21 protein-coding genes and 1 pseudogene are annotated in these 23,848 nt (G+C 70.0%); 10 read left to right on the plus strand and 12 right to left on the minus strand.

Annotated features, from left to right (window positions below):
* Positions 1 to 74 precede the first annotated feature (74 nt).
* A complete protein-coding gene (locus ACH4S8_RS04805; RefSeq protein ID WP_398390942.1) occupies positions 75 to 1,883 on the minus strand; it encodes an APC family permease in 1,809 nt (602 codons plus the stop codon).
* A gap of 201 nt (positions 1,884 to 2,084) precedes the next feature.
* Between ACH4S8_RS04805 and ACH4S8_RS04810 the strand changes: the two genes are divergently transcribed.
* Both ACH4S8_RS04810 and ACH4S8_RS04815 read left to right on the plus strand, forming a co-directional pair.
* On the plus strand, positions 2,085 to 2,834 hold the full coding sequence (locus ACH4S8_RS04810; protein ID WP_398390944.1) for a FadR/GntR family transcriptional regulator: 750 nt from the start codon (positions 2,085 to 2,087) through the stop codon (positions 2,832 to 2,834).
* A gap of 101 nt (positions 2,835 to 2,935) precedes the next feature.
* Positions 2,936 to 3,709 (plus strand): cache domain-containing protein, encoded by a 774-nt coding sequence (locus tag ACH4S8_RS04815; protein ID WP_398390946.1) that lies wholly within the window; start codon positions 2,936 to 2,938, stop codon positions 3,707 to 3,709.
* A 123-nt stretch (positions 3,710 to 3,832) separates the two neighbouring features.
* Here the strand turns inward: ACH4S8_RS04815 and ACH4S8_RS04820 are convergent, their stop codons facing one another.
* The 3 genes from ACH4S8_RS04820 to ACH4S8_RS04830 form a co-directional block, all read right to left on the minus strand.
* On the minus strand, positions 3,833 to 4,174 hold the full coding sequence (locus ACH4S8_RS04820) for a DUF5713 family protein (protein WP_398390948.1): 342 nt from the start codon (positions 4,172 to 4,174) through the stop codon (positions 3,833 to 3,835).
* A gap of 104 nt (positions 4,175 to 4,278) precedes the next feature.
* Complete coding sequence (locus ACH4S8_RS04825) at positions 4,279 to 4,806, minus strand: hypothetical protein (protein WP_398390950.1); 528 nt, start codon at positions 4,804 to 4,806, stop codon at positions 4,279 to 4,281.
* On the minus strand, positions 4,803 to 5,738 hold the full coding sequence (locus ACH4S8_RS04830) for a class I SAM-dependent methyltransferase (protein ID WP_398390952.1): 936 nt from the start codon (positions 5,736 to 5,738) through the stop codon (positions 4,803 to 4,805). The genes ACH4S8_RS04825 and ACH4S8_RS04830 overlap by 4 nt, the downstream gene beginning before the upstream one ends.
* Before the next feature lie 474 nt (positions 5,739 to 6,212).
* Here ACH4S8_RS04830 and ACH4S8_RS04835 point away from each other — a divergent pair, with 474 nt between their 5' ends.
* Together ACH4S8_RS04835 and ACH4S8_RS04840 are read left to right on the plus strand one after the other, a co-directional pair.
* Positions 6,213 to 7,007 (plus strand): alpha/beta fold hydrolase, encoded by a 795-nt coding sequence (locus ACH4S8_RS04835; RefSeq protein ID WP_398390954.1) that lies wholly within the window; start codon positions 6,213 to 6,215, stop codon positions 7,005 to 7,007.
* Between the two features lie 336 nt (positions 7,008 to 7,343).
* Complete coding sequence (locus tag ACH4S8_RS04840) at positions 7,344 to 8,735, plus strand: amino acid permease (RefSeq protein WP_398390956.1); 1,392 nt, start codon at positions 7,344 to 7,346, stop codon at positions 8,733 to 8,735.
* Positions 8,736 to 8,907: 172 nt separating this feature from the next.
* Here ACH4S8_RS04840 and ACH4S8_RS04845 read toward each other — a convergent pair whose 3' ends face one another.
* The 3 genes from ACH4S8_RS04845 to ACH4S8_RS04855 form a co-directional block, all read right to left on the minus strand.
* Positions 8,908 to 9,438, minus strand: coding sequence for a TerD family protein (locus ACH4S8_RS04845; protein WP_398390958.1), 531 nt, complete (start codon positions 9,436 to 9,438; stop codon positions 8,908 to 8,910).
* 191 nt (positions 9,439 to 9,629) lie between these two features.
* Positions 9,630 to 10,346: a DUF6461 domain-containing protein gene (locus ACH4S8_RS04850; RefSeq protein ID WP_398390960.1), complete on the minus strand. Its 717-nt coding sequence runs from the start codon at positions 10,344 to 10,346 to the stop codon at positions 9,630 to 9,632.
* A 199-nt stretch (positions 10,347 to 10,545) separates the two neighbouring features.
* Complete coding sequence (locus ACH4S8_RS04855) at positions 10,546 to 12,519, minus strand: lamin tail domain-containing protein (protein ID WP_398390962.1); 1,974 nt, start codon at positions 12,517 to 12,519, stop codon at positions 10,546 to 10,548.
* Positions 12,520 to 13,037: 518 nt separating this feature from the next.
* On the opposite strand from ACH4S8_RS04855, the gene ACH4S8_RS04860 reads away from it, so the two are divergent.
* Positions 13,038 to 13,715 (plus strand): GAP family protein, encoded by a 678-nt coding sequence (locus tag ACH4S8_RS04860; protein ID WP_398390964.1) that lies wholly within the window; start codon positions 13,038 to 13,040, stop codon positions 13,713 to 13,715.
* A 211-nt stretch (positions 13,716 to 13,926) separates the two neighbouring features.
* Here the strand turns inward: ACH4S8_RS04860 and ACH4S8_RS04865 are convergent, their stop codons facing one another.
* The gene (locus ACH4S8_RS04865; RefSeq protein WP_398390965.1) at positions 13,927 to 14,922 is read right to left on the minus strand and encodes an aldo/keto reductase; all 996 of its coding nucleotides are present in this window, start codon (positions 14,920 to 14,922) and stop codon (positions 13,927 to 13,929) included.
* A 126-nt stretch (positions 14,923 to 15,048) separates the two neighbouring features.
* On the opposite strand from ACH4S8_RS04865, the gene ACH4S8_RS04870 reads away from it, so the two are divergent.
* On the plus strand, positions 15,049 to 15,918 hold the full coding sequence (locus ACH4S8_RS04870) for a helix-turn-helix transcriptional regulator (protein WP_398390966.1): 870 nt from the start codon (positions 15,049 to 15,051) through the stop codon (positions 15,916 to 15,918).
* Positions 15,919 to 16,179: 261 nt separating this feature from the next.
* Positions 16,180 to 16,608 carry a DUF6193 family natural product biosynthesis protein gene (locus ACH4S8_RS04875; RefSeq protein WP_398390968.1) on the plus strand — a complete coding sequence of 143 codons (429 nt, stop codon included), beginning with the start codon at positions 16,180 to 16,182 and terminating at the stop codon, positions 16,606 to 16,608.
* 125 nt (positions 16,609 to 16,733) lie between these two features.
* On the opposite strand, the gene ACH4S8_RS04880 is transcribed toward ACH4S8_RS04875, so the two are convergent.
* Positions 16,734 to 17,171 (minus strand): hypothetical protein, encoded by a 438-nt coding sequence (locus ACH4S8_RS04880; protein ID WP_398390969.1) that lies wholly within the window; start codon positions 17,169 to 17,171, stop codon positions 16,734 to 16,736.
* 275 nt (positions 17,172 to 17,446) lie between these two features.
* Positions 17,447 to 18,058, minus strand: a complete 612-nt coding sequence (locus tag ACH4S8_RS04885; RefSeq protein WP_398390971.1) for a TetR/AcrR family transcriptional regulator — start codon at positions 18,056 to 18,058, stop codon at positions 17,447 to 17,449.
* Between the two features lie 255 nt (positions 18,059 to 18,313).
* Between ACH4S8_RS04885 and ACH4S8_RS04890 the strand changes: the two genes are divergently transcribed.
* A complete protein-coding gene (locus ACH4S8_RS04890) occupies positions 18,314 to 19,897 on the plus strand; it encodes an MDR family MFS transporter (RefSeq protein ID WP_398390973.1) in 1,584 nt (527 codons plus the stop codon).
* A 132-nt stretch (positions 19,898 to 20,029) separates the two neighbouring features.
* On the opposite strand, the gene ACH4S8_RS04895 is transcribed toward ACH4S8_RS04890, so the two are convergent.
* Positions 20,030 to 20,332: a hypothetical protein gene (locus ACH4S8_RS04895; RefSeq protein WP_398390975.1), complete on the minus strand. Its 303-nt coding sequence runs from the start codon at positions 20,330 to 20,332 to the stop codon at positions 20,030 to 20,032.
* Between the two features lie 14 nt (positions 20,333 to 20,346).
* Here ACH4S8_RS04895 and ACH4S8_RS04900 point away from each other — a divergent pair, with 14 nt between their 5' ends.
* Positions 20,347 to 21,846 carry an esterase gene (locus ACH4S8_RS04900; protein WP_398390977.1) on the plus strand — a complete coding sequence of 500 codons (1,500 nt, stop codon included), beginning with the start codon at positions 20,347 to 20,349 and terminating at the stop codon, positions 21,844 to 21,846.
* Between the two features lie 78 nt (positions 21,847 to 21,924).
* On the opposite strand, the gene ACH4S8_RS04905 is transcribed toward ACH4S8_RS04900, so the two are convergent.
* The gene (locus ACH4S8_RS04905) at positions 21,925 to 22,212 is read right to left on the minus strand and encodes a zinc ribbon domain-containing protein (RefSeq protein ID WP_398391733.1); all 288 of its coding nucleotides are present in this window, start codon (positions 22,210 to 22,212) and stop codon (positions 21,925 to 21,927) included.
* Between the two features lie 67 nt (positions 22,213 to 22,279).
* Here ACH4S8_RS04905 and ACH4S8_RS04910 point away from each other — a divergent pair.
* Positions 22,280 to 23,274: pseudogene (locus ACH4S8_RS04910) on the plus strand (IS5 family transposase).
* Positions 23,275 to 23,848: the final 574 nt, after the last annotated feature.

A 23,848-nucleotide genomic window follows, 5' to 3' on the forward strand; every position in this document is an offset into this window, starting at 1 on the left:
TGTTTGCCAGTCTACGACGGAGGGCCGTCGGTGGCAGTGCCACCGACGGCCCCGGACGGAGGACTCGGACGATCTCAGGCGGATGCGGGGGCGGAATCGGAGTCGGAGGCGGGGGTTTCGGTCGAGTCGGAGCCGGATTCGGGGGCGGAGGCCTGGGCCGGGTCGGGGTCGAAGTCGGAAGCCTGGGCGGATTCGGGAGCCTCGGGGGCGGAGGCTTCGGCTGCGTCGGAGTCGGGGGTCGAGTCGAGGTCGGAGGCGGCAGCGGGGTCGGGGTCGGCAGCGGAGTCCGCGTCGGGTGCCGAGTCGGCGGCTGCGGGCGAGGACGGCTCCTGGTCGGAGGGGGCCTCCGCGGCTTCGGCAGCGGCCGCCGCGTCCCCTGCCGGGGCCGCCAGCGCGTCTCCCGCAGGGGCGTCCCCGCGCTCGTGCGGCTTGGCGACCGCCATGTAGAGAGCCCCCACGCCCACCACTACGACACCGCTGACCAGCACGATGTAGTTGTCGTACCAGGGCGTCCCGGGTGTACGCGGCCAGCAGATGTTGACCAGCGAGACGACGCCGTAGCCGAGGGCGCCGATCGTGACCGGGTATCCCCAGCGCTCCAGCCGGTACTCGCCGGACGGCCGCCAGCCGCGCAGCCGCGCCCGCAGGGAGGCGAGGACGACCATCTGGAAGGCCACGTAGATGCCGAGGGTGGAGAACGAGATGATCTTCACCAGGGCGTCGGCGGAGTACGCGGAGCCCACGATGATCAGCCCGGGGACGACCGCCGCGAGCAGCAGGGCGTACGGGGGCACGCGCAGCCGCTCGGAGAAGGCCGCCAGGACCCGGCTGCCGACGATCATCCGGTCACGGGCGAAGGAGTAGGTCAGCCGGCTGGCGGCGGCCTGCAGGCTCATCGCGCAGGAGATGAAGGAGAGCAGGACGATGACCAGGACGGCGCGGGCACCGCCGGTGCCGAACGCGTCGGTGAGCACCGTGGTCACCGGGTCGGCGTCCTTGCCCGATATGACGGCGCCGAAGTCGCTGACGGAGAGGATGAGGGCGAGGCACACCGCCAGCGCGGCGGCTCCGCCGATGTAGATGGTGCGCCGCATGGACGCCGGGATGCGCCGTCCGGGGTTGGGCACCTCCTCGGCCACGTCGCCGCAGGCCTCGAAGCCGTAGTACTGGAAGACGCCGATGAGCGAGGCCGCCGCGAAGGCGTAGAGGTACGAGTGGCTGCCCTGGGAGCCGTAACTGTCGAACAGGACGCCCAGCCCCTGGTGACGGTTGGCGATCAGCAGCCAGGCGCCCACCACGACGGCGCCGACGATCTCGGCCACGAACCCGAACACGGCGACGGTGGAGAGCACCTTGGTGCCGCCGAAGTTGATGACCGTCGCGAGCGCGAGGAGTGCGAGCGCACAGAGGATCGTGGTCGTGGTGCTGGAGGTGAACCCGAAGACCGCGGCCACATAGGGGCCGGCGCCGTAGGCGACCGCCGAGATGGTGGAGAGCAGCGCGAGGAGGTAGATCCAGCCGGTCATCCACCCCCACTTGCGGCCCCACAGCCGCCGGGCCCACGGGTAGACCCCGCCGGCCACCGGGAACTCGGCGACGACCTCACTGAAGACCAGGGCCACCAGCAGCTGCCCGACGCCCGCGATCACGAACGCCCAGAACATCGGCGGACCGCCGGCCATCAGGGAGGCCGCGAACAGGGTGTACACGCCGACGACCGGCGAGAGGTAGGTGAACCCCAGCGAGAAGTTCGCCCACAGGCTCATGTCCCGCTTGAACTCCGACTGGTAGCCGAGAGCGGCGAGGCGCTGGGCGTCGGCGTCGGCGGGGGTGTCCGAGCCGGTGTCTGCGGGGGCGGGTGGGGACTGCGTGGCGTCGGTCATCGACGGGCTCCTTGGAGGAAAACACGCTGCTGTATCGGATGTCGGCGGAACAGGAACGCGAGATGGAGCGGGTGAGGGCCGGCAGGTGTCCGGCGTCTCGAGTGCGCGAAAGCTACTACATTGAAGTTCAAAGGACAACGGTTTGACTGATAGCCTGGGAACGATCTCTGGTCATGGACGCGCGACCTTCGAGGAGGGGCCGTGGCAGCACTGGACGGCCGCTCGCCGGTGATGAGCGCCGCCTTCGCGCCCCTCAGTGATTCCGGGCGGGCGGACATGGTGGTCCGCCGGATCGCCGAAGCGGTCACCATCGGGCTGATGTCCGACGGGGAGCAGCTCCCGAGCGAGAGCGATCTGGCCTGTCAGCTCGGCGTCGCCAACGGCACCGTCCGCGAGGCCCTGGCGATCCTGCGCGAACAGGGCCTGGTGCAGACCCGGCGCGGACGCAACGGCGGAAGTTTCATCCGCAGCCCGGAAGAGGGCCTGGCCAGGATCCATCAGGCGCGTCTGAGGGAACTCGGCATCTCGGAGCTGCGTGATCTCGGCGACGAGCAGCTCGCCGTCTCGGGCGCCGCGGCCCGCTTCGCCGCCGAGCGCGCCCCCTCCGACCTGGCCAGGAGCCTGGACCGGCTGGTCACCGCCCTGCGCAGGGCCGAGTCCCCCGCCGAACGGCGCAAGGCCGACGCCCGCTTCCACATCGAGATCGCCGTCGCCGCGCAGTCCGTCCGGCTCACGCGGCTGGAGGTCCGGCTCCAGGCGGAGCTGGGGCCGCTCCTGTGGCTGCCGGGGGGCGACGACCCCGACGCCTCGTCCTTCGCCGACCAGCATCACGAGATCCTGGTGGCCGTCGCGGCCGGTGACGCGGCGGAGGCCCGCCGCCTCGCCGAGGAACACACGGTCGCCGGCGCCCGACATCTGGTACGCACACACCTACGTCTGACCGACGCCTGACCGAGAGGCCGACCGGCGCCTCACCCGGGGCGCGACCGACGACCGCCCGACGCCTGACCCGGTGGCGCAACCCGCGCCGCCTTCCTTGACGGAGCGCAGTGATGACCAGCACCCCGCCGACCGGCATCGTCCGGTGCAGTGAGTCCGTCCAGGCCGCGGTGGAGTCCGTCTTCTCGGCGCTGGCCGTCCTGGAGGCCGCGGCACGAGCCCGGCTGAGCGCGACCGTCGGGAAGGGCAGGAATCCGGGGACGAGCGACATCGCCGCTCTGCGGCCCGCGATCCAGGCCCTGTTGCGCGAGCAGGGCGAGCGGTTCAACGGAGCGGGTGTCGTCATGGCGCCCGACGCGCTCGCCGACGCCGCCTACCACCTCGAATGGTGGCAGCACCGGGCCGGTGAGCGGTCCCCCCGGCCGCTGCGGCTGAACCTCGATCCACGGACCGAGAGTTTCTACGACTACACCTTCAAGCCGTGGTTCGTGATCCCCCGCGACGAAGGCCACGGCACGGTCATGGGACCGTACGTCGATCTGCACTGCGCCGGGCTCTACATCCTGACGTTCACCCGCCCGCTGACGGTGCACGGCGAGTTCGTCGGCGTCGTCGGCGCCGACATCCCGATGACGGCGTTCGAGCAGATCGTCGTCCCCCCGCTCAAGCATCTGGGCGGCGAGTCGGTGGTGATCACCAGCGAGGGCCGGGTCCTCGCCGCGAACACCCCTACCTGGGCCGTCGGGGAAATGGCCCGCACCCTGCTGAGCCGCGAGGCCGGGGTCGAGCGGGCAGCCGTACGCACCCCCGAGGTCGACTGGAGCGTGCTCCGCGTACAGCCGCTCACCGATCCCTCTCAGCCTTCGCAGTCCTCCGCCACCGGCTGAAGAGTGGTCCGAGGGCCAAAGGAGAGTGCTCGGTTCGGCGTCCGCCACGAGGCGACGACCGTGCTGGTCACCGGACGCGGTCCTCGACCGGGTGACCGTGACCGGCAGACAGCCTTCCGGTGCTCACCAGTCCCGGGTGGCGATCAGTTCCTCCACGTCCGCGTCCGTGAATCCGTAGGACGACGCGATGAACCAGAAGTCCTCGGCGATCTCCTCGCGCGCGACCGTCTCGATCTCGCTCCCGGCCGCCTCGAACTCCGCCTCCAACAGGTTGAACTCCTCCGTCGCGGCCTGGGTGAGCGCATACAGTCCGGCCAGGTCCGACGGCCGATCGGCCTCGATCCGCTCGCACAGGCGCATCAGAATCGCCTTGCCCTTGTCGACGACGTCATCCGGGAAGTACGCGTCCGCATACAACGGCCGCATAAACGCCCGCTCCGCTACCCGCTGGTTCGTGATCGGCATGGCGTCCTCACCCCGTAGAAGTACCGACGCACCCGATCATGCACCAGAGCACTGACAACGCCCTGCCCTCCCTGTCTGTCCCGCTACGGCACCGGGCCGCCGAATCAGGACGTGGCGGCCCGGACACGGGCCCGGTACCAGCGTCGGTGCACCGCGGGTTCGACGCACAGCACCGCGGCGCCGGCGATCACTCCGACCAGCAGGGCGGACCCACCGCCGCCGTTGAGGACCGCGCCCAGGCAGGCCGCGACGACCACGAGCGGGCGCAGCAGGGTCAGCGGACCGAGACCGACGACGATCGCGAAGCCACTGGGGCGAAACGGCAGGACGAAGTAGGCGGCGAGCAGAAGCAGGACGGCGGCGGCGTAGACGGTGAGGGGAAGCAGGTAGCCAAAGCCCCCCGCGGTCAGGGTGTCGTAGGTCCGTGCCGGGTCGCGTGTGGTCAGCAGCAGGAGGGCGGCGGTCAGCGCGGGGGCGAGCAGCAGGGCGGCCCCGACGGCCAGTCCTCGCAGGGCCGCTCGGGCGGTGGCACGTTGTTTACGGATGCGTGCGTCGCTGCCGGCATAGGCGCGAAAGCCGCTGAACGCCGCGTCGACCAGCCCCAGGAGCACCAGCGGTACGGCGGGCGTCATCGGGTGGTCTCGGCGAGGTGCTCGGGGCCGACGATACGGCGTGCGTCCCGCCCGAGGGCCCGGCGAAAGGACGCCTCCAGGTGCGGGCGCACCCCGATGACCGGGCGCACCGTGGCGCAGAACGGGTTCACCACACCACGCGGCTCGTACAGCATGGCGTGGATGCCGGGTATCGAAGCGGCGCGCAGGAGTGCCTCGTCGCTGTGGGCGCGCAGCGCTGAGACGACGCCGTCGTGGCGGCCGAGCGGGCTGCGCATCCGGGCACGGTGGAAGACCCAGGCACCTATGGGCGCGAGACGGGTTGCGGCGATATCGAAGTGGCAGAAGGCATGCGCCGGTGAGGCAGCCTGGGCCTGGAAGAACTCGGTCAGTGCGGGACCACGGAAATGGTGCAGGACGCCGGTGGAGACAAAAACGGTCGCGGCCTCCGGCAGGTCGAAGGCATTTCCATGGACGAAACGGCAGTCGAGCCCCTCGACCCGGGCGAGGCGCTCCGCTTCTGCGACCAGCGTGGCATCCAGGTCGACGCCGACCAGTTCGACGTCCGCGCCGAGGGCGTCGGTGGCGGCCAGTCGGCGGACCAGGTAACCGAGCCCGCAGCCGACGTCCACCAAGCGGTACGGCCCGTGCTGCCCGGTGGTCGACCGAATCGCGGTGAAGAGCGGGCCGAGCAGGTGGACCAGGCGTTCGCCGATCCGCAGTTCCTCGCTCAGTCGCTGGAGCTCGGTGTGCACGCTGACGAGCAGACGGTCCACGGCCCGCGCATCGAGTACGCCGTCCTGGTCCGTAGGCAGTTCGGCGACGATCCGGGCCGCGCGCTCGTCTCCGCTCTCACGGAGCCGCTGTATCACCTCGGCACGCCGAACCGGCAGCCGACGGCCGCTGCGGGGGTCCACCGACATGATCAGGTCGGAAATCTCAAGCCGCTGCACAAGGCAGCACCCTACGACCTCCCCCGCCGGGCTCAGCGGACGGCTGCCCCGGCTTGGGACCGGGCGTGCGACGACCGGGGCGCGTCCGGCGTTGTGCCCGGCTGAAGACTGCCGGGTTCCGGCATCGACGGCGGTCTGTGGCGGCTCTAGCGTTGCGGCCGATGAGCAGGGCTTGTGGCCGGCGAGGGAGCGGATCGTGATGGTCTTCCGGTGGTGCTGCGTCGCCTTGGCCCCGGCGGTGATCCTGCTTTCCGGGGTCGCGATGCCGCGCGGTGGGACGCCGCCCGCCGGGCACGGCCGCCGGTCTCCCACACCGATCAGTGAGCGGTCCGGCCGTGCGGTCCGGGTCGGGGAGCTGCGGTGAGCGCCTTCCGGATCCGTCGGACCCCCGAAGGCGAACTCCCCACGCAGATTGTGGAGTTGCGGCCGGGGTCGGTGGAGTTCAGGTTCGATCGCCGTGGCCCGGAAACCGTCGTGCTCTTTTACGGCGGACATATGCGGGCCGGGCTCACCCTAGGCGAGGAGGTGTTCACCGAAGCGGGCTGCTCCGTGCTGGTGCCGTCACGGCCGGGATACGGCTGTACCCCCGTGACAACCGGTAGGTCGGCGACCGGCTTCGCCGACGTCACCGCTGAGTTGTGCGCGCATCTCGGCATCACCCGGGTCACGGCGGCAGTGGGTGTTTCGGGCGGCGGGCCCACCGCGGTCGCGCTGGCCGCACGGCATCCGGACCTGGTCGAGCGGCTGATCCTGCAGAGCGCTGTGGGCCCCCTGCCGTGGCCCGACCGCCGTACGTATCGTGGCGCCCAGGTCATTTTCGCGTCCCGCACCGAGTCGGTGACGTGGGCGCTCGTGCACACCATCGTGCGGCACACGCCCGACGCGGCGTTGCGGCTGCTGCTGCGTGACCTCACCGTCCTCCCGGTCCGCCAGGTGGTGGCGGGGCTGCGACCCGAGCACCGGGCGACGGCCCTCACCCTGTTCTCCCGGATGCGGTCGGGGCACGGGTTCCTCAACGACCTCGCCGACCTGCGCACCGGTCCGGATCTGAAGCGCCTGCTGGCCGAGGTCTCTCAGCCGAGTCTGGTGATCGCCGCCCGTCATGACGGTGCCGTGTCCTTCGCCCATGCGCTGGAGCTGCAGGCGGCCCTGGAACGGGCGGAACTGGTCGAGAGCCGGGCGGACAGCCACTTCGTCTGGTTCGGGGACGACTGGGCTGTCATCGCCGACCGTGTCCGCGACTTCCTTCTGTCCGATCGTCGGCCATAGCCGCCCTCCTCTCCGCCTGATTTTCCGGTCTTCTCGCGTGAGAGCGGCGTCCGGACGACGCCGACACTCAAAAAGCACATCAACGACGTCCGCACCCGCCCGGATCCGCAGACACCGACTGGCCGCCTCTCGTGGGATGCGTCGTCGCATACCGACGACGATGCAGAACAGCCGGTGAGCAGCGCCCGGAAACGAACCCTCCGCAGCGACTTTCACCCGTGCTCGACGCTGTATCGATGGCCCGCTGACGACTCCCTGACGTAACGTTGTCACTGGTGTGCCGGGAAGTCTGGTCGGCGAAGGTCCTTCGACGCCTTCCTCGGGAAAGGTCTTCGCGTGCCTGCCACTCCTCGGGTCACCATCACCACGGCGATTCCCACCGCCGGACGCACACCGCGCCGTTCCGTCCTCTTCTTCGCGTTCGCCTTCGCGGTGATCGCCGACCCGGTGTCCTCCGTCGCGTACGCGATCGAGGCGGCCCTGCGCGCCCTGAACGGCGACCTCGCCCTACTCCTGCCGACAATGAGCCTGGTGATCGGGCTGGTCGTCGTGGTCACCGCCAACTACTGGCAACTGGTGCGCCGCTTTCCCAAGGGCGGCGGCGCGGCAGCCGCGGCGGCACGCGCGTTCGGGCCGCACTGGACGTTCCTGCCCATCGGTGCCCTGGTGGTCGACTTCGTCCTGACCATCGGCATCTCCATCGCAGCCGCCTCCAGCGCAGCCATCGCCCTCCTCCCCGCCCTGGCCGCCTGGCGTATCCCGCTGGCCCTGGTGCTGCTGGTCGTAGTGGCCGGGCTGACCTGGTTCGGGCACGGCGGACGTCTGCTGTTCGCCGTCATGACCGTCGCCTTCGTCGTCTTCTCCGTCACCGTGCTGATCCTGGGCTTCACCTCGCCGCACACCACCGGCCACGCCGCCCCATCCACCACCCCAGGTCACTCCGCCGTAATGGCCGTGGTGCTGGCCTTCCCGGTCGCCATGGCCCTGGCCACCGGCATCGAGGCGCCCTCGACCGCGATCGCCCAGCTCGGCCAGCTCGACGACACCCAGCGCCGCCGCTTCGGCCGCGGCACCCTCGCCCTGCTGGTCGTGATCGTCGGCGGCCTGACGCTGGCCCTCACGGCCCTGGCCGTGCAGTTGCACATCGGCATTCCCGGCACCGACTCCACCCAGATCGCCGACATCGCGCACGCCGCCGCCGGACCGGGCCGACTCTACGGAGCCTTCCAGTTGACCAGCTCGCTGCTCCTGCTCGCGGCCGCCAGCTCCTCCTTCCAGGCCGGCCCCGGACTGCTCAAAGCCCTGTCCGGCACGCCGGAGCAGCCCGGCGTCCTGCCGCCGGTGCTGGGACGGGTCAACCGCCACCACACCCCGTACTGGTCGGTCGTGGTCTACCTGGCCGCCGCCGCGCTCATCGTCGTCGCGGCGGCCGGCCAGGAACAGGAACTGGTCCTCTTCTACGCCGTCGCGGTCTTCGTCAGTTTCCTGGTGGGCCTGCTCGCCATGGCCCGCTTCGCCCGGCGCGAGGGCAAGCCGGCCCTGGCCTGGATCAACGGCCTTGCCGCGACGGCCGTGGCCTTCACCCTCGTGGTGAACCTGCTGCGCGGATGGCCAGTGCTGTCGATGGTGGCCACCCTCCTGATCGCCGCCGGCCTGTACGTCCGCTGGAACCGCGCCGGCCGGCCCTCCGGCATCGAGGACGTCGAGGCACAGGCGGAAGTGGCCTGACCGCCACCGGCGGCGGACAGCCCTGCCCACCGCCGGTTCGCCGTGCACGCACTTCCGAGGTGCTGGAGCCTTTCGGGTGCCGGAGCAGCGAGTCAGCCGGTCACCAACTGCCGCGAGACACCGTCGAGGCATGCGGGGCGCCGGGGGACCGGGGCAGTGCGCCCGGACGACGTCACTGCCGGAGGCTGCCCATCTCCGCTGCGAACGGCACCGGATCGCTCTCGAACCCCCGGACCATCTCGCGGAACTCCCACGTCCCGGACGCGTCCTTGGTGAACTCGGCGACCGTCGCCGCCGTGGCATCGGCGACTCCTGCGAAGTCGTCGACCAGCAACTGCCGGTAACCCTCGGCAACGACCACCCCGGCGTTGGAAATATCGCCGAACGCACGAGGCCCACCGTCCTGGTGGATGGCCACGCCCACCACCACCCGACCGTAGACGGACGACATCCGGTCGAACTCGAACACCATCGCCTCGACGAACCCGAAACCCATCCCGGTCTCGCTGTGCCGACTCATGTTGATGGTGCCGTCCGGCGACCGGCTCTCGTAATGAACGACGTACACCGGCCGCCCGTAGGGATCGCCCGCCGAGTAGGTCGCGGCGATGATGTCGAGATGCCGAGGCGGCTCCCCGAAAGGACTCGGATCCCACTTGAGCCTCACTTCGGCCTTGGCCAGCCCCCCGCCGACACCACTCACCTTGCCGCTCCCCGTCAGACCGTCGCGGGATGTTCCCGCCCCGTCAAGTATGCGCAGTGGCCTGGTATTTGATGCCTCCTTGGTGGAACCGGCATCTGCTCGATCGCCCGGGGGTACGGAATCACCTCGCACCGGGCCGAGACCGCCGCGGAACTCGAATCGCTCGTCGAACGGCGAAGGTCTGGTGTCCGTCAGCGCTGTTCGTGGGTGCGCTGTTCGTGGGTGGGATGAGGAAGTTCGACATAGGTGCGTGTGCCGTGGGCGTCGGTGACGTCGATGACGACACTCGTCCAGTCGGCCGTGGGAATCTCGACGATGCCGGTGGAGTAGGCGCTGTGTTCCAGCATGTCCGGGGTCACCTGGACTCCGGTGAGCTCTTCGGCGAGTGCGATGTAGTCCTCGACATCACAGCCGCCGCCCTCGATGTCGAACCCCACGTGGCGCATGAGGTCGACGAGTTCGTCAGGGGTACTGCCGTCACGGTGGAGCGGGCCTTCGAACCGGGTGCGCAGTTCGCCGTCCTCCCACCAGGAGAAGAGGCTCATGGCGTTGGGGCTGCGGAAGTGCGAGACGCCCCGGGTGCCGGCGGTGACGCGCTCCATGGAGTCGGTCTGGATCTCGATGCCACCGTTGATCTCCAAGGCCAGGACCCAGTCGGCGTCCCTACCCCGGACGAGGGCGGCGCCGACGAACATGCGATCACCCCATTCCTCCTGATCGTCCTGGAAGTCGCGGTCCCGGGCGACGAACGCGTCGAAGCCGGTGACGTCTCCCTGCGGGGCCGCGCCGAGGCGGTCGAGGAAGGTGCGCGGCGAGAGTCCCCGCACCAGCGTCAGGGTGTATCCCTCGAGCAGGAAGCCCCTGTGGAACGCTCGGAACCAGGAGCGATCTGACGGTTCGACATTCATGGCCGTCATGCTGTCAGGTGCCACTGACAGAGCACTGCCCGAGGCCGGAGCCGATCGGCGGGATGCGGAGAAGCTCCTGGCGGTCGGTGGGTGGTCTTGGTCGCCACTCCGTCCGCCAGGAGCTTCTTCACCGGGTCCTACGGGGGTGCCTCACCCGGGAGGCGGCCCCGTGAGCGGGCCGTCTCCCGGGGCGGCGGGATCAGCAGGGGAAGGTGCCGCTGTAGAGGGCGTGTCCGTAGGAGGAGGTCCCGGAGCCGAAGCCGTAGATGCCGTCGTCGCTCCAGACCGCTTCGCGGAAGCCGCTGACGCAGGTGGAGGCCGGTGCGAGCGCGAAGCCCTCCAGGTTGTCGGTCGGCATGACGGCCGGGTTCGTGTAGGTCACGTCCGGCACGATCGCGCCGGAGGCATTGACCTTCATGAAGGTGTGGGTCTCACCGCAGGTGTTGTCGCAGGTCGCGACGAGCCGCTGGGTGGCGGCGTCGTACGTCACGTCCATCACGGAGGCCTTGCCGGTCGCGATCGTGCCGAAGGTGGTGAACGTGCCGTCGGAGTTCAGTCCGTAGACGTGCAGCGAGCCGTCCCACTCCAGGCCGGCGAAGTACAGGCCCGACCCGTGCAGCGGGTAGTTCGCCGGGTTGTAGGCGGCGCCGGTGAGCGGGTCGACCCAGCCGTTCGCGGTCAGCCAGCTGTCCGGCACGTAACCGACGCCCTCGAAGCCGAGGTTGGCGTCGTCCTTGTTCCCCGTGTTGAGCTGCGGGAACTGGGAGGTCATGTCCCACTGGTGGACCGGCGTGAGCGTCGATCCGGTCGCGGCCGGGTCGAACTCCATGATCGTGTCCTTGGGCGCCGTGTTGTTGCTGTTGTCGCGCTCGGAGGTCACGTAGAGGTGGCCGTTGCCGCCGACCGTCAGGCCCTCGGAGTCCGGCTGGCCGGAGCCGCCCGTGAAGTTGATCTGCTTGCCGGTCGAGCTCCAGGACGCGTCCGGGATCCACTTGCCGTTGCTCTTGACCAGCTTGTACAGCCAGTTCTTGTTCTTGGCCGCCCACAGCACGGACGGGTTCGACGGGTCGAACGCCAGGCCGCTCACGTCCCGGCCTTCCGGGCCCGTGGACGTGGTGAACGCGCAGACGTTGTCCGCGATGGTGACGTCCAACCCGCCCGGCCACGCTGTGGTGCCGGTCGGCGTGGAGCCCGTGCCGGAAGGCGCCTCGGGCGTGCAGCCGCTGGTGAGCGAGCCGCCGCCACCCAGCAACTGGCCGGTCTGACCACCGCCACCGCCGCCGCTGCCCGAGCAGGAGTTCGCGCTGCCGAACGTCGCGGTCACGGCGGTCTGGAACCAGCCGCTGCCGTTGGCGCAGCGCTCGTCCGACGGCGTGGCGGCGCCGGTCGCCCAGGTCAGCGAGTCGACGGTGTTGCCGCTGCTGTCCAGGAGGAAGACCGAGTCGTTGTCGCCGAGGCCGATGGTGGAGTTGAACGTGACGTAGCCGCCCGCGGGGATGCTGCTCGCGCTCGGCGAGGACGACGAGACGGTCACGGCGGAGTGGGAGGTGTCGGCGTCGACGTACTTCCACGATCCGACGCTGACCGCACTCGTACCGCCGTTGTACAGCTCCACGGTGTCGGAGCCGTTCGAGGTGACCTCGTTGATCCGCACCCGGCTCGCCGCCGGGATCGACGACGGGCAGCCCGAGGCGTTGGCGGCGCCGAACGTGGCCGCCGAGGCCGCGGTCACCCACGCTCCGGTGCCGTCGCCGCCGCAACGCGCCATCGCCGGCTTCGCCTTGTCGGTCGCCCACTCCACGCGGTCGACCACCGTGCCGCCGGACGTGTAGATCACCACCTTGTCCGAATCACCCAGTCCCTTGGGCGAGTTGAAGGTGACGAAGCCGCCGGCCGCGATCGTGGTGGAGGAGGGGGTGAACGACTGCGCCGAGAAGCTGTCGTCGGACATCTTCCAGCCGCTGATGCTCACCGCGGTCGAGCCGGAGTTGTACAGCTCCACCGTGTCGTTGCCCGACGAGGTGACTTCGTTGATCCGGACGTTCTGATAGCCGGCCGGGTCCGCGGCAGCAGCAGGCTGGGCGGCGAGTATCCCGGTGGCGAGGAGTCCTGAAAGCGCAAAGGCGACGGCGCACACAGAGGTGACGCCCGTACGCGAGTGTGAGGTAGGCACGAGGGGGAACTCTTGCGAGATGATCTTGAAACGGCGTGTACTTGAGCTGAACACCATCTTCTGGCCACCGGAACGTCAGGCATTCACGCCTTGGGATACGACGGCACTGCCGGAAAACGGCCGAGAACACGAGAACACCGACCTCGGCGAAACCGTGCCGCCCGAACTCGGCCCCGAGGGCCGGGAACGTCTCCCGAAGCGGCGACGGAGGGCCGGGGAACGCCGGTCAGGCCATGGGACGGGACCGGGCGGGGTGTGAAGTCCGGGCACGACAACAGCGAACCCGTCGAGCAGCGCACCGATCCCGTCCGCGCCACCCGCCTCCCGCGCCGCCCTGCTCGTTCTGACCCGGCCTCGCGATCAGCCGCTGACGGATGATCGCGCTCGTGTCGGGGGCGGCCCGTTCCGCAGACGGGTGACGTCGGCGCGTTCCGAAGGCACATGGCCTCCTGCTGGGGCAGCATCGGGACACTGCCAGCTAAAGGAGCTGGTCACGCCGTGACTGCCGGAGGGATCGGGTGCTCAGCCAGGCGATGGGGGCCATGCTGCCGGCCGCGCTGGCGATCGCGCTCAGTCCCTTCCCCCTGATCGGGATCGTGCTGATCCTGTCCGGCGCGCACGGCCGCCGCAACGGCCTGCTGTTCGCGGCTGGCTGGATCACCGGCCTCGCGATCACGGCGACGCTCGTCGCGGTGCTCTTCGGCGGGGCCGACGACCCCGACAGCACGTCCTCGGCGATCGCGGACTGGGGACGGGTCGCGGCAGGAACAGCCTTCGTCGTGCTGGGAGTACGCACGTGGTGGAAGCGCCCGCGCTCCGGTGAGCAGGCAGCGCCACCAGGCTGGATGGCCTCGCTCGACGACGCCACGGCCGGGCGGGCGCTGCTCCTGGGCGCGCTGCTGTCGGGCGCGAATCCAAAGAATCTCGTCCTGACGGCTTCGGCCGCCACGTCGATCGCCGAGGCAGGCGCTCACGACGTCGGCCTCATCGCCGCAGTCACCGTCTTCGTACTCATCGCCTCCTGCACGGTGCTCGGCGCCGTCGCCGTCCACCTCGCCGGAGGACGGCGTGCCGCGTCGTTCCTGGACAGTGTCAGACGGTTCATGGTCGCCAACAGCACGGTGATCACGGTGATCGTGCTGCTCCTCCTGGGTGCGAGCGTCTTGGGCGACGGCCTGTCCGGTCTCGGCCGCTGAGGCACTGAGACGCTGCGATGTCCACAGGAGTCAGGACCCGGCTGATCGTGCCGCTGGTTCTCGCCCGTCGATGTGCGCCAGGCGCCGCAGGTCCGGGACCGTCCGGGAGTCTGCCGGCTCCAGGGGCGGAACGAACCCCGTCCAGGGCGACACCGCTCCGGGCGGCTGGTACGACGACCGGCGGTTCGTCGTGGGCGCATGAGAGGCAGACTCAGTTGCCGGCGCCGAGGCCGGACATGAACGCGGACGGGTACCGGTCGCCGCGCGCCGTACCCGGCGGCACCGCCTTCTCGATCTCGGCGAGGTCGTCCGCGGTGAGGGTCAGCGCCGTCGCGGGCAGCGCCTCGGCCAGTCGCTCGCGGGTGCGAGCGCCGACCAGCGGCACGATGTCCTCGCCCTGCGCGGCCACCCAGGCGATGGCCAGTTGGGCGACGGTGCACCCTTTCGCGTCGGCCACCCGGCGCAGTGCCTCGACGAGGGCAAGGTTGTGCTCCACGTTCCCGCTCGAGAAGCGCGGGCTGAAGCCGCGGCTGTCGCCGGGACCGGCGGTGTGGCCGGCGGCCCAGTGACCGGAGATCAGGCCGCGGCTCAGGACGCCGTACGCGGTCATCCCGATGCCGAGTTCCCGAAGCGCGGGCAGGATGTCCGCCTCCACCGCGCGGGAGATCAGCGAGTACTCGATCTGCAGGTCGGCGACCGGGTGCACGGCATGCGCCCGGCGGATCGTGGCCGCGTCGACCTCCGAGAGGCCGAGGTGACGGACGTACCCGGCATCGATCATCTCCTTGATCGCACCCACCGTCTCCTCGATCGGCACCGCGGGGTCCAGCCGGGCGGGACGGTAGATGTCGATGTGGTCCGTGCCCAGCCGGGTCAGCGAATAGGCCAGGAAGTTCTTCACCGCCTCGGGACGGCCGTCCACCCCGCCGAATCCCGGACCCGGCCCCCGCAGTGCGCCGAACTTGACGCTCAGCCGGTAGCCGTCCCGGTCCCGGCCGCGCAGCGCCTCCGCGATCAGCAGCTCGTTGTGGCCCATCCCGTAGAAGTCGCCGGTGTCGATCAGCGTGACGCCGGCCTCCAGTGCGGCGTGCACGGTGGCGATGCTCTCCCCGCGGTCGGCCGCGCCGTAAGCACCCGACATACCCATCGCGCCCAGGCCCAGCGCGGAAACGGCCGGGCCGGTGCTGCCCAGAGTTCGTGTCTGCATCGTGTTCTCCTTCGCTGTCGGTACGCCGCCCACTGTGCGCCCGTACCGGGGCGTACGGGAGCGGAGCGTTCATCCTGGGAGAGCCGCTCCCTGGATCGGCCGGGCCGCCGCGAGGACCATGGAGGCATGGAACGTGACCAGCTCGCCGACTTCCTGCGCCGCCGCCGCGCGGCGATGCGCCCGGCCGAGGTCGGCATCGCCGAGGGCCCCCGCCGTCGCACCGCCGGCCTGCGCCGGGAAGAGGTGGCCACGCTCGCCGGCATGTCGGTGGACTACGTCGTGCGCCTCGAACAGGGCCGCAGCAGCCAGCCCTCGGCCCAGTTGCTCGGCGCGCTGGCCCGGGCGTTGCGCCTCTCCGACGACGAGCGCGACCATCTCTTCCATCTGGCCGGCCACCGGCCCCCGCCCGCCGACGCGGTCGCCCGCCTGGCCCGGGCCGGCCTGATCCGCATGCTCGACCTGCTCGGCGACACCCCGGCCCTGGTCCTGTCCGACCTGGGCGAGGTCCTCGCCCAGAACCGGGCCGCCCTTCTGCTCATGGGCGACCACACCGGCTACCCCGACGACCGCCGCTACACCGCGTACCGCTGGTTCACCGACCCCGCGGCACGGACCGTCACCCCGCCCGAGGAACAAGAACGCCACGCGCGTCAGCTCGTGGCCGACCTGCGTGCGGCCGCCGGCCGCCGGAGCGGCGACTCCACGGTCGCCGGACTCGTCGGCCGGTTGCAGGCCGCGAGCGCCGACTTCCGCCGGATCTGGGCCGAGCACGAGGTGGCGGTCCGGCGGGCCGACCGCAAGACCCTGCTGCATCCGCGGGTCGGCCGTCTGCTGATGGACTGCGAGACCCTGGTCACTCCCGACCAGGGCCAGCAGCTGCTGGTCCTCACCCCGGCGGACGCCGAGACCCGCGAGCGGCTGGAGCTGTTGCGGGTCATCGGTATCGAGGAGTTCCCGGAATCCCCCACGGGACCGACGGGCCCGACGGCACGCTGAAGCGGTCGGCGACGGGGCACCGGTCCGGCAGTCAGGTCGGCGCAGTGACCGTCCCTGAACCACTGGGATTGCAGGGCGACCGCCTCGCCGGGACGCGCGACTTCTTCAAGTCCGGCTCGCCTGACCGGACATCACCCGGCCATGATCTTCGATATCAGAGCACCGGTTTCCGGCAACGGCCGCGACACTGTGACAGTGGACGCGAATGACGAAACGTGCGATCAATAGGTGCCCCTGCCTCCAAAGCCCGTTCTGCCAGACATGGCTGCAGCACGCGGTCGCGGGCCGGCTGACGTTGTCGAGGCCCATTGGCAGTCCATCCGACTCAGCTGGCGGTGGATACATGCAGTGCACCAGATCCGCTCGCCGGAGCGCCCCTTTCCGGGCATCGTTCCGTTGCTGGAAGCTGCCGCCGCTCAACCACGGCTCCGGCGACTGCGCCCGTTCACCAGTCACTTCGCCTTGCACTTCAGCAGTTCCACCAGCTACCCCTGGACCGTGCAGGCCGGATCGATCGAGCCCCTGTTCAACGGACGGTTCAAGGTTCGCCGGCGCAGTCCGACCGCCGTGATCGGCGAAGTCGAGACCGCCGAGGAGGCTGTGGCCCTCCTGCTTGAACTCCTGCCCACCGGCCCGGAGCCAGCCATCACGGACTCCGCGGAAGCGCGTCCCTGTCCGCATCCTCCATGAGAGCGAGGAAACTGCCGCCGAGGAACGACGGACCCCGGGACCCGTTGACCGGATCCGCATCGTCTCCGGGCGCGAGGACAGCCACAAGCATGAGAGCACCCCGTGAACCAGGTCCTGACCTGCAACTACTCGCTGTCGACGCGGCGCAGATCCGCAAGCATCCGTTCTGCTTCGCCGCGGACACCCTCGTCCTCGTCGATCGTCAGCTCCTGGAGCTGCTTGATCAACCGCCCCGGCCCCTCCGTCGGCATCCAGCCCGGGTCGCCGTAGAGAGCAGCGTGAATCTCGTCGGCCGTCCAGGTCTCTTCCGCCTGGCTCCTCGCCAAAAGCACACAGCGCAAACCCGCAATGTCCTTGCGGGAAAGGAGTGCCTCGGCTGTCTCCGCGGTCACCCCTGTGTCGTGAGCGTCCAGCAGGAGGCGAAGGAGCACGTCAGCCACCTCGGCGATCCGGGTCGACAACGCCAACCGGCGCCCAGCCGCAGCGCGGACCGCCCACTCCGGGGAGGATGCGTCATTGACGGCTGAACACATGTCTTGATCGTCGAAGAACACCACGCTCATACCCTGGCAGCATCCGTCTCCTGACGCGTGGCGCCGTAGGTCACCTGGGAGTCCAGCTGCCGGACCGCCAGGTGATGGCCCTTGACTCCCCTGGCGCCGTACTCACCGAAATCGGTGATGCGCCCGGGCATGCGTGGTCCGCTCCCCTGTCTGTCGGTAGCGGTGCTCCGCACCCAGGTCGCCGTCCTGCTCGCACCCGGCCGGGAAGTATCCGTACTCGGCCTCGCCGACCGCCCGGCCCGTGGCGCGCCGACCGGGGCGGCCCCAGAGGGGGGTCAGTGTGTGGTGGCCGTCGTCGGGGAGGGGGCGGGGTCGCCGGTGCCGGTGGGCGGGTTGAGGAGGTAGGCGATGCTGCGGGCGGCGTCGGTGATCTGCTGGTCGGTGGCGTCGAGGTCCTGGGCGGCGTGGAAGGCGAAGTGGACGCTGAGCAGGGCCATGCGGATCCGGAGTGCTTCCTCGACGGAGGCGTCGGGGCCGGTGAGGCTGGCGTAGAGGGCGTTGAGGCGCTCCAGGACGTTCTCCCGGTCGGGGCGCAGATCCCTGAGGAGGTGATGGTTGGCGAGCGCGAAACGCATGATGGGCGGTTTCTGCTCGGAGGCCATGTCGATCATGCGGTCGATGACCTGTACGCGCAGCTCCGGGCCGGGGGGCTGGGTGCGGGCCCAGGAGACGAGCTCGTCGAGGGCGGCCAGGTGCTCGGTGAACAGCGAGCGGACGATGTCTTCCTTGCTGGGGAAGTGGTAGTACAGCGCGGCCTTGGTCACACCCAGTCGCTCGGCGATCTCCCGCAGCGAGGTGGCCTCGTAGCCCTGCTCGGTGAACAGCTCCAGGGCGACCGCACGGATTTCGGCCTTGGTGTCGCTGCCACGCCGCTGCGCCGCGCCCATGTGATGTGCCTTTCTGCGGTGATGCCGCGGGCGGCGGGTGCCGTCGCGGGGCCTCGCTTGCCAGCTTACCGCCCGGCAAGTAAGTTACTTGACGACAGGTAAGTGACAGAGAGTCATGATAGGACCTCTGCCGCTCCACACGCATGTCCGCTCGTCCTGTGCTGTCCCCTGCGCCTCCTCTTCGGGCCCAGCCGCACGGACGCGGACCTGCCGTGCCGCCTGCATCACAGAGCGTCCCGAAGAAAGGCAACACCCATGGCGTCGGCCGAAGCGATCCCCACCGAGGAGAAACCACCGGGGTTCACCCATCGCGAGATCATGGCGACAATGAGCGGCCTGGTCATCGCCATGCTGCTGGCCATGCTCGACAACATGATCGTGGCCCCCGCCCTGCCGACGATCGTGGGTGATCTGGGCGGCCTCAACCACCTCGCGTGGGTGACCACCGGCTACATCCTGGCCTCGACCGTGGCCACGCCGATCTGGGGCAAGCTCGGCGACCTGTACGGCCGCCGGATGACGTTCATCGCCTCGATCTCGATCTTCCTGATCGGCTCGGCGCTGTGCGGCATGTCGCAGAACATGGGCGAGCTGATCGGCTTCCGCGCCCTGCAGGGCCTGGGTGCCGGCGGTCTGATGGTGGGCGTCATGTCGGTGATGGCCGAGATCGTGCCGGCGCGTGAGCGGGGCAAGTACCAGGGTGTGCTGATGGCCGTCATGCCCGCCGCCATGATCGGCGGCCCGCTGGCCGGCGGTTACATAACCGACCACCTCACCTGGCGCTGGGCCTTCTACGTCAACCTGCCGCTGGGCGTCGCCGCGCTCGCGGTGTGCTGGTTCACGCTGGCCAAGCTCTCCCGCGGCACCGGCAAGGTCCGCATCGACTGGATCGGTACGGCCCTGCTCAGCACCTGGATCACCGCCCTGGTCCTGATCACCAGCTGGGGCGGCAACGAGTACGACTGGGACTCGGCCATGATCATCGGCCTGGCCGTGCTGACCGTGGTGGCCTTCGTGGCGTTCGTGTTCGTCGAGCGCCGCGTCGCCGAGCCGATCATGCCGCTGTCGGTCTTCAACAACCGCAACTTCTCCCTCGCCGGGACCCTGAGCTTCATCGTCGGTTTCGCCCTCTTCGGCGGTATCACCTTCCTGCCGCAGTTCCAGCAGTTCGTCCAGGGCTCCTCCGCCACCAACAGCGGTCTGCTGCTGCTGCCGATGATGCTCGCCTCCATGGCCATGTCCATGGGCGGCGGCGCCATCATCAGCCGCACCGGCCGCTACCGCGCCCTGCCCATCGTCGGCACCGTCCTCATGGCCGCGGGCCTGGCCCTGTTCGCCACCATGGGCACCGACACCTCTCGCGGCACCACCTCGCTGTACATGGTCGTCCTCGGCGCAGGCATGGGCTGCCTCATGCAGACCACCATGCTCATCGCCCAGAACAACGCTCCGCTGCGCAACATGGGTGCCGCCACCGGCGCCGCCACCTTCCTGCGCAACATGGGCGGCTCCCTCGGTGTCTCCCTCCTGGGCTCCATCTACACCTCGGCGCTCACCGACTCGCTGACCTCCCACAGCGGCGCGGCGGCCGCCGGCAAGGGCTCCGTCCACGTGGCCCAGATGACCCCGGCGGCGCTGCGCAGCCTCCCGGAGGCCGCCCAGCACCTGTTCCAGCAGGCGGTCACCGACGGTGTCGACAAGGTCTTCGCCTGGGGCGCCGTCGTCTCCGCCGTCGGCCTGATCGTCGCCCTGTTCATCCGTCACACCCCGCTGCGCGGCTTCGGCGACGCCAAGCCCGCCGACAGCAAGGAAGCGCCGGTTCTGCAGGTCGCCGAGTGATCGAGCCGATCCGCGCCTCCCGCCCAACGGGACGGCGGCGCACAGCCTGAGAAGGCGCACACGGCCTGGGCCGGTCCACACGGACCGGCCCAGGCCGCTTTGTCTGCAAGGCCCCCGACCGTCTCCTCGCACTCAGCCGTCGGCCGCCCCCGCGACCTCGACCGTCATCAACGGCCGGGGCACCGCGCTGTCCCGGAGTTCGTACCGGCCCGGCGCATCGCCGCGGATCAGCACGTCGGCGCGGTTGCCCATGGCCAGGTCCACCGCGCCGACGCGCTGATCCGCGCGCCGTCTACAACCCTCGGCGAACCTCGCACGTCTTCTGGGTGAGCGCGCGACAGCGTCGCCCTCGCCGCACCGTCCGCCGAGGGAGCCCCACAGGACTCCGCCCTGCTTCGCAGCGGACGCGGTGGACACCGCAGCCCAGGAAATCAAGGAGGTTCACTCCTGTGCGTCACATCGACCGTGCGACCCTGACAGCCGCGGCACTCTTCGCCCTCGGGGGCAGTGTGATCATCGCGGCACCCGCGGCACAGGCCGTGGTGCCCTTTCCGTCCATCGGCTGGCAGCAGCACAACTGCGACTTCGACGGGAACGGGTACGACGACGTGCTGATCGGCGCCCCGGGCGCCACGGTGGGCGGCGCCAAGGGCGCCGGCTACGTCTCCGTGCAGTACAGCTCGTCGAACGGACTGAGCACCACCAGGAAGAGCGTCCTTCACCAGAACACCTCGGGCGTTCCGGGCGCCGCCGAGGCAGGCGACGGCTTCGGCGGCGCCGTGGCATCCGGTGACCTGAACGACGACGGCTACGACGACGCGATCGTCGGGATCCCCGGCGAAGACCTGGCCGGACTGTCCGACGCGGGCGGGGCCGTCGTGTTCTGGGGTTCGCCGAGCGGGCTGCACGGGTCCGACAGCACCTGGCTCGAGGACACCGGCCGGCCGCGGGCCGGCGCGAACTTCGGCCTGGCCGTCGAAGCGGCCCGGTACTTCGCCCCGGACCCCGCGAACCCGGACGCCGATCCGCGCGACAGCGTCGCCGTCCTGGAGAACGACACGCTGCTGTTCTTCACCGACTCCCCCGCGGCGGCCCGGCAGTTGAAGGCGGTGGACACGGGAGTCCGGGCCCGGGACCTGAGCCCGCTGGAGACCGGCTTCGCTTTCCGGAGCCTCAGCCACGGCAACTACAACGAGGATTCCTGGGCCGACCTGGCGATCTCCGGTGTGACCACGGGCGACCGGCCCGGCATCGGTGCCACCCGGGTACTGCACGGCGCACCCGGCGTCGAGGCGCTGGGAGACGGCGGTACGTTCGACGGCGGTCCCGCCGTCGTCTCCAGCGACTTCAACCACGACGGCCAGGACGACCTGGCGATCGGCAGTACGGGCACCGGCTCGCCCCTCGGCGGCTCCGTCTCCGTCCATCTGGGCAAGGGCGACCTCTCGGGCCTCGATCCGGCCCCGGCACAGACGTGGACGCAGGACTCCCCCGGGGTCCCCGGCACGGCCGAGGCCGGCGACCTCTGGGGTGCCGAGCTGTCCTCCGGTGACACCGACGGCGACGGCCGCCCGGATCTCGCGATCGGGGCACCCGGGGAGGACGTGGGTTCCGTGCCCGACGCCGGTGCGGTGTGGACGCTGCGCGGCGCGCCGGGCGGGCTGACCGCGACCGGGGCGCGCAGCTTCGACCAGAATTCCGCCGGCGTTCCGGGCGCGGCGGAGGCCTCGGACCACTGGGGCGGCCAGGTGCGGTTGATCGACGCCGACCATGACGGCCGCTTCGGACTGCTGGCGGCGGCACCGGGTGAGAACTCCGGCAACGGCTTCGTATGGGTCATTCCGGCGTCGTCGTCGGGCCTCGTCGCCACGGGTTCGTGGACCTACGACGGGGCACGCCTCGGGGCACCCGTGACCCGTGCGCGGTTCGGCGCGGCGATCGACGATTGACATCCTCCCCGGCCTGAAGGACTCCGTTGGGAAAAGAACGGATAGGACATCCCGGACTGCCGACCAGCCGGAAATAGATCATTCGACCTGCCCCTTCGCGAAGGCCGGAGATCCCAACGGCGGGTGGTTCATCCTTTTGCCAACGGAGTCCTTCAGGCCTGGGATTCCCTCCTGCCCCCGCCGGGTGGGTGGGGGCTTTGGGTGGGTTCCTGTTTCGCTGCGCGATGCCGGGATGAGTCCTGGTCTTACCTGCGCTCCGCAGGCTGACACCGCCAGTCCGGCGGCCTTGGCGACGTTGAGCGCCGCGTTGATGTCCCGATCCAGGACCACCCCGCACGCCCTGCACGTCCACACGCGGACGTGCAGGGGTTTAGGGGCTGTCTTTAGTTGTGATCAAGCCCAGGCCGGGGTGTCGGTCGGGTAGGAGTGTGGTGTGACGCGTGCGCAACTGACCGACAGTGAGTGGGAGTTCATCGGGCCGTTCCTGCCGGTCGGCAGGTTCGGCCCGTACCCCGAGCGGCTGCGTGAGCAGTTCGAGGGGGGTGATCTGGCGGTTCCGTACCCGCAGTCAGTGGCGGGAGATGCCGGAGCGGTTCGGCGCCTGGCAGACCGTCTACAACCGCTTCATGCGGTGGCGGGACACGGGTGTCTTCGAGGCTCTGCTGGAAGAGGCGATCGCCGAGGCCGCCCGCAGGGACGAGATCGACATGTCCCTGGTCGGCGTGGACTCCACCACCACGCGGGCTCATCACGACGCGGCCGGCATGCGGGCCAGAGAGGAGACCCTGGCCGCGCTGGAGGAGGCGGCCTCGCAAAAAAAAGGGGGGCGTCCGAGAAACAAGACGGGCAGGACGGCGAAAGCTATCCGGTCGGCGCCGAACGCCGATGCGTCCGCCGCAGGCGGCGGGCCGGCTGAAGGCCGCTCTCCTCGGCCGGTCCCGCGGCGGGCTGACCAGCAAGATCCACCTGGCCGCCGACCGGCGATGTCGGCCGATGGCGCTCCTTCTGACCGCCGGACAGGCGGCCGACAGTCCTCAGTTCGTCCCGGTGCTGAGCAAGGTGCGGGTCCGTCTGCCCGTCGGACGCCCGCGCACCCGGCCCGCCGCGGCGGCCGGCGATAAGGCCTACTCCTCCCGCGCCAACCGCGCCCACCTGTGCAAACGCCGCATCAAGGCGGCCATTCCGGAGAAGAAGGACCAAACCGCCAACCGCAGGAAGAAGGGCAGCCGGGGTGGCAGGCCCGTCACTCACGACGCCGATCTCTACCGCGACCGCAACACGGTCGAGCGGGCCATCAACAGGATGAAGGACTGGCGAGGCATCGCGACCCGCTACGACAAAACGCCCGAGAGCTACCTCGCCGGACTCCATCTCCGCGCAGCAACCATCTGGATCAGCAGCATCCTGAAGCCCATTGATCACAACTGAAGACAGCCCCTAGAAGCGAGGTAGGGCGGTTGCTGGCGTGAGCTGCGGAGACCTGTCTTGGGGCAAGTCCCCGCGTCTGCGCCGTTGCTGCTGAGTCCCCGTGAGTTCCCGCCCGTTCTGGCACGAGAGTGGCACGGCCTTGCGGTGACGGTGAGGCAGCCGACCCTTGTCGCGCCCCGGGTCGCGGCCTTTACCGTGCGGACGACCTCACCGATCACCAAGGCTCCGACCTTCTGATCCGTAGGATCGGGCGGCGCCTCACGAGGAGACCAGGGAGTCTCCCGGGCCAGTCGCCCAAGTTTGCGATGGCATGCCTTGGTGTGCCGTTGTTGCCGTCACTGCTGCCGTCAGCCAGAGGTACCTGGCCGACGTCAGCCGCTCTGTGCGGCGAAGTACGCCTCCGTCTGGAAGCTGTTACAGATTTCTCTATTCATTGAAGGGGTGCATCGTAGCTGGGGCGGTCGGCTTACCACCAGATCTACCTCCTCTGTCAACGCAGGAGAGAAAACTGCTAGTTACATTCGAACGATTGCGGGTAGTTCCGACGTTTTGGGTGTGCCATGGCTGGTGCCTT

The organism is Streptomyces sp. NPDC021080, assembly GCF_044333225.1.
In the GTDB taxonomy this organism is placed as follows: Bacteria; Actinomycetota; Actinomycetes; order Streptomycetales; family Streptomycetaceae; genus Streptomyces.

Excerpts from the sequence above, each read along its gene's own strand:
- ACH4S8_RS04850 (WP_398390960.1), bottom strand. The coding sequence starts at position 10,346 with ATGAATGTCGAACCGTCAGATCGCTCCTGGTTCCGAGCGTTCCACAGG.
- ACH4S8_RS04890 (WP_398390973.1), top strand. The coding sequence starts at position 18,314 with ATGGCGTCGGCCGAAGCGATCCCCACCGAGGAGAAACCACCGGGGTTC.
- ACH4S8_RS04825 (WP_398390950.1), bottom strand. The coding sequence starts at position 4,806 with ATGACGCCCGCCGTACCGCTGGTGCTCCTGGGGCTGGTCGACGCGGCG.
- ACH4S8_RS04805 (WP_398390942.1), bottom strand. The coding sequence starts at position 1,883 with ATGACCGACGCCACGCAGTCCCCACCCGCCCCCGCAGACACCGGCTCG.
- ACH4S8_RS04815 (WP_398390946.1), top strand. The coding sequence starts at position 2,936 with ATGACCAGCACCCCGCCGACCGGCATCGTCCGGTGCAGTGAGTCCGTC.
- ACH4S8_RS04885 (WP_398390971.1), bottom strand. The coding sequence starts at position 18,058 with ATGGGCGCGGCGCAGCGGCGTGGCAGCGACACCAAGGCCGAAATCCGT.
- ACH4S8_RS04865 (WP_398390965.1), bottom strand. The coding sequence starts at position 14,922 with ATGCAGACACGAACTCTGGGCAGCACCGGCCCGGCCGTTTCCGCGCTG.
- ACH4S8_RS04820 (WP_398390948.1), bottom strand. The coding sequence starts at position 4,174 with ATGCCGATCACGAACCAGCGGGTAGCGGAGCGGGCGTTTATGCGGCCG.
- ACH4S8_RS04875 (WP_398390968.1), top strand. The coding sequence starts at position 16,180 with ATGGCTGCAGCACGCGGTCGCGGGCCGGCTGACGTTGTCGAGGCCCAT.
- ACH4S8_RS04870 (WP_398390966.1), top strand. The coding sequence starts at position 15,049 with ATGGAACGTGACCAGCTCGCCGACTTCCTGCGCCGCCGCCGCGCGGCG.
- ACH4S8_RS04880 (WP_398390969.1), bottom strand. The coding sequence starts at position 17,171 with ATGAGCGTGGTGTTCTTCGACGATCAAGACATGTGTTCAGCCGTCAAT.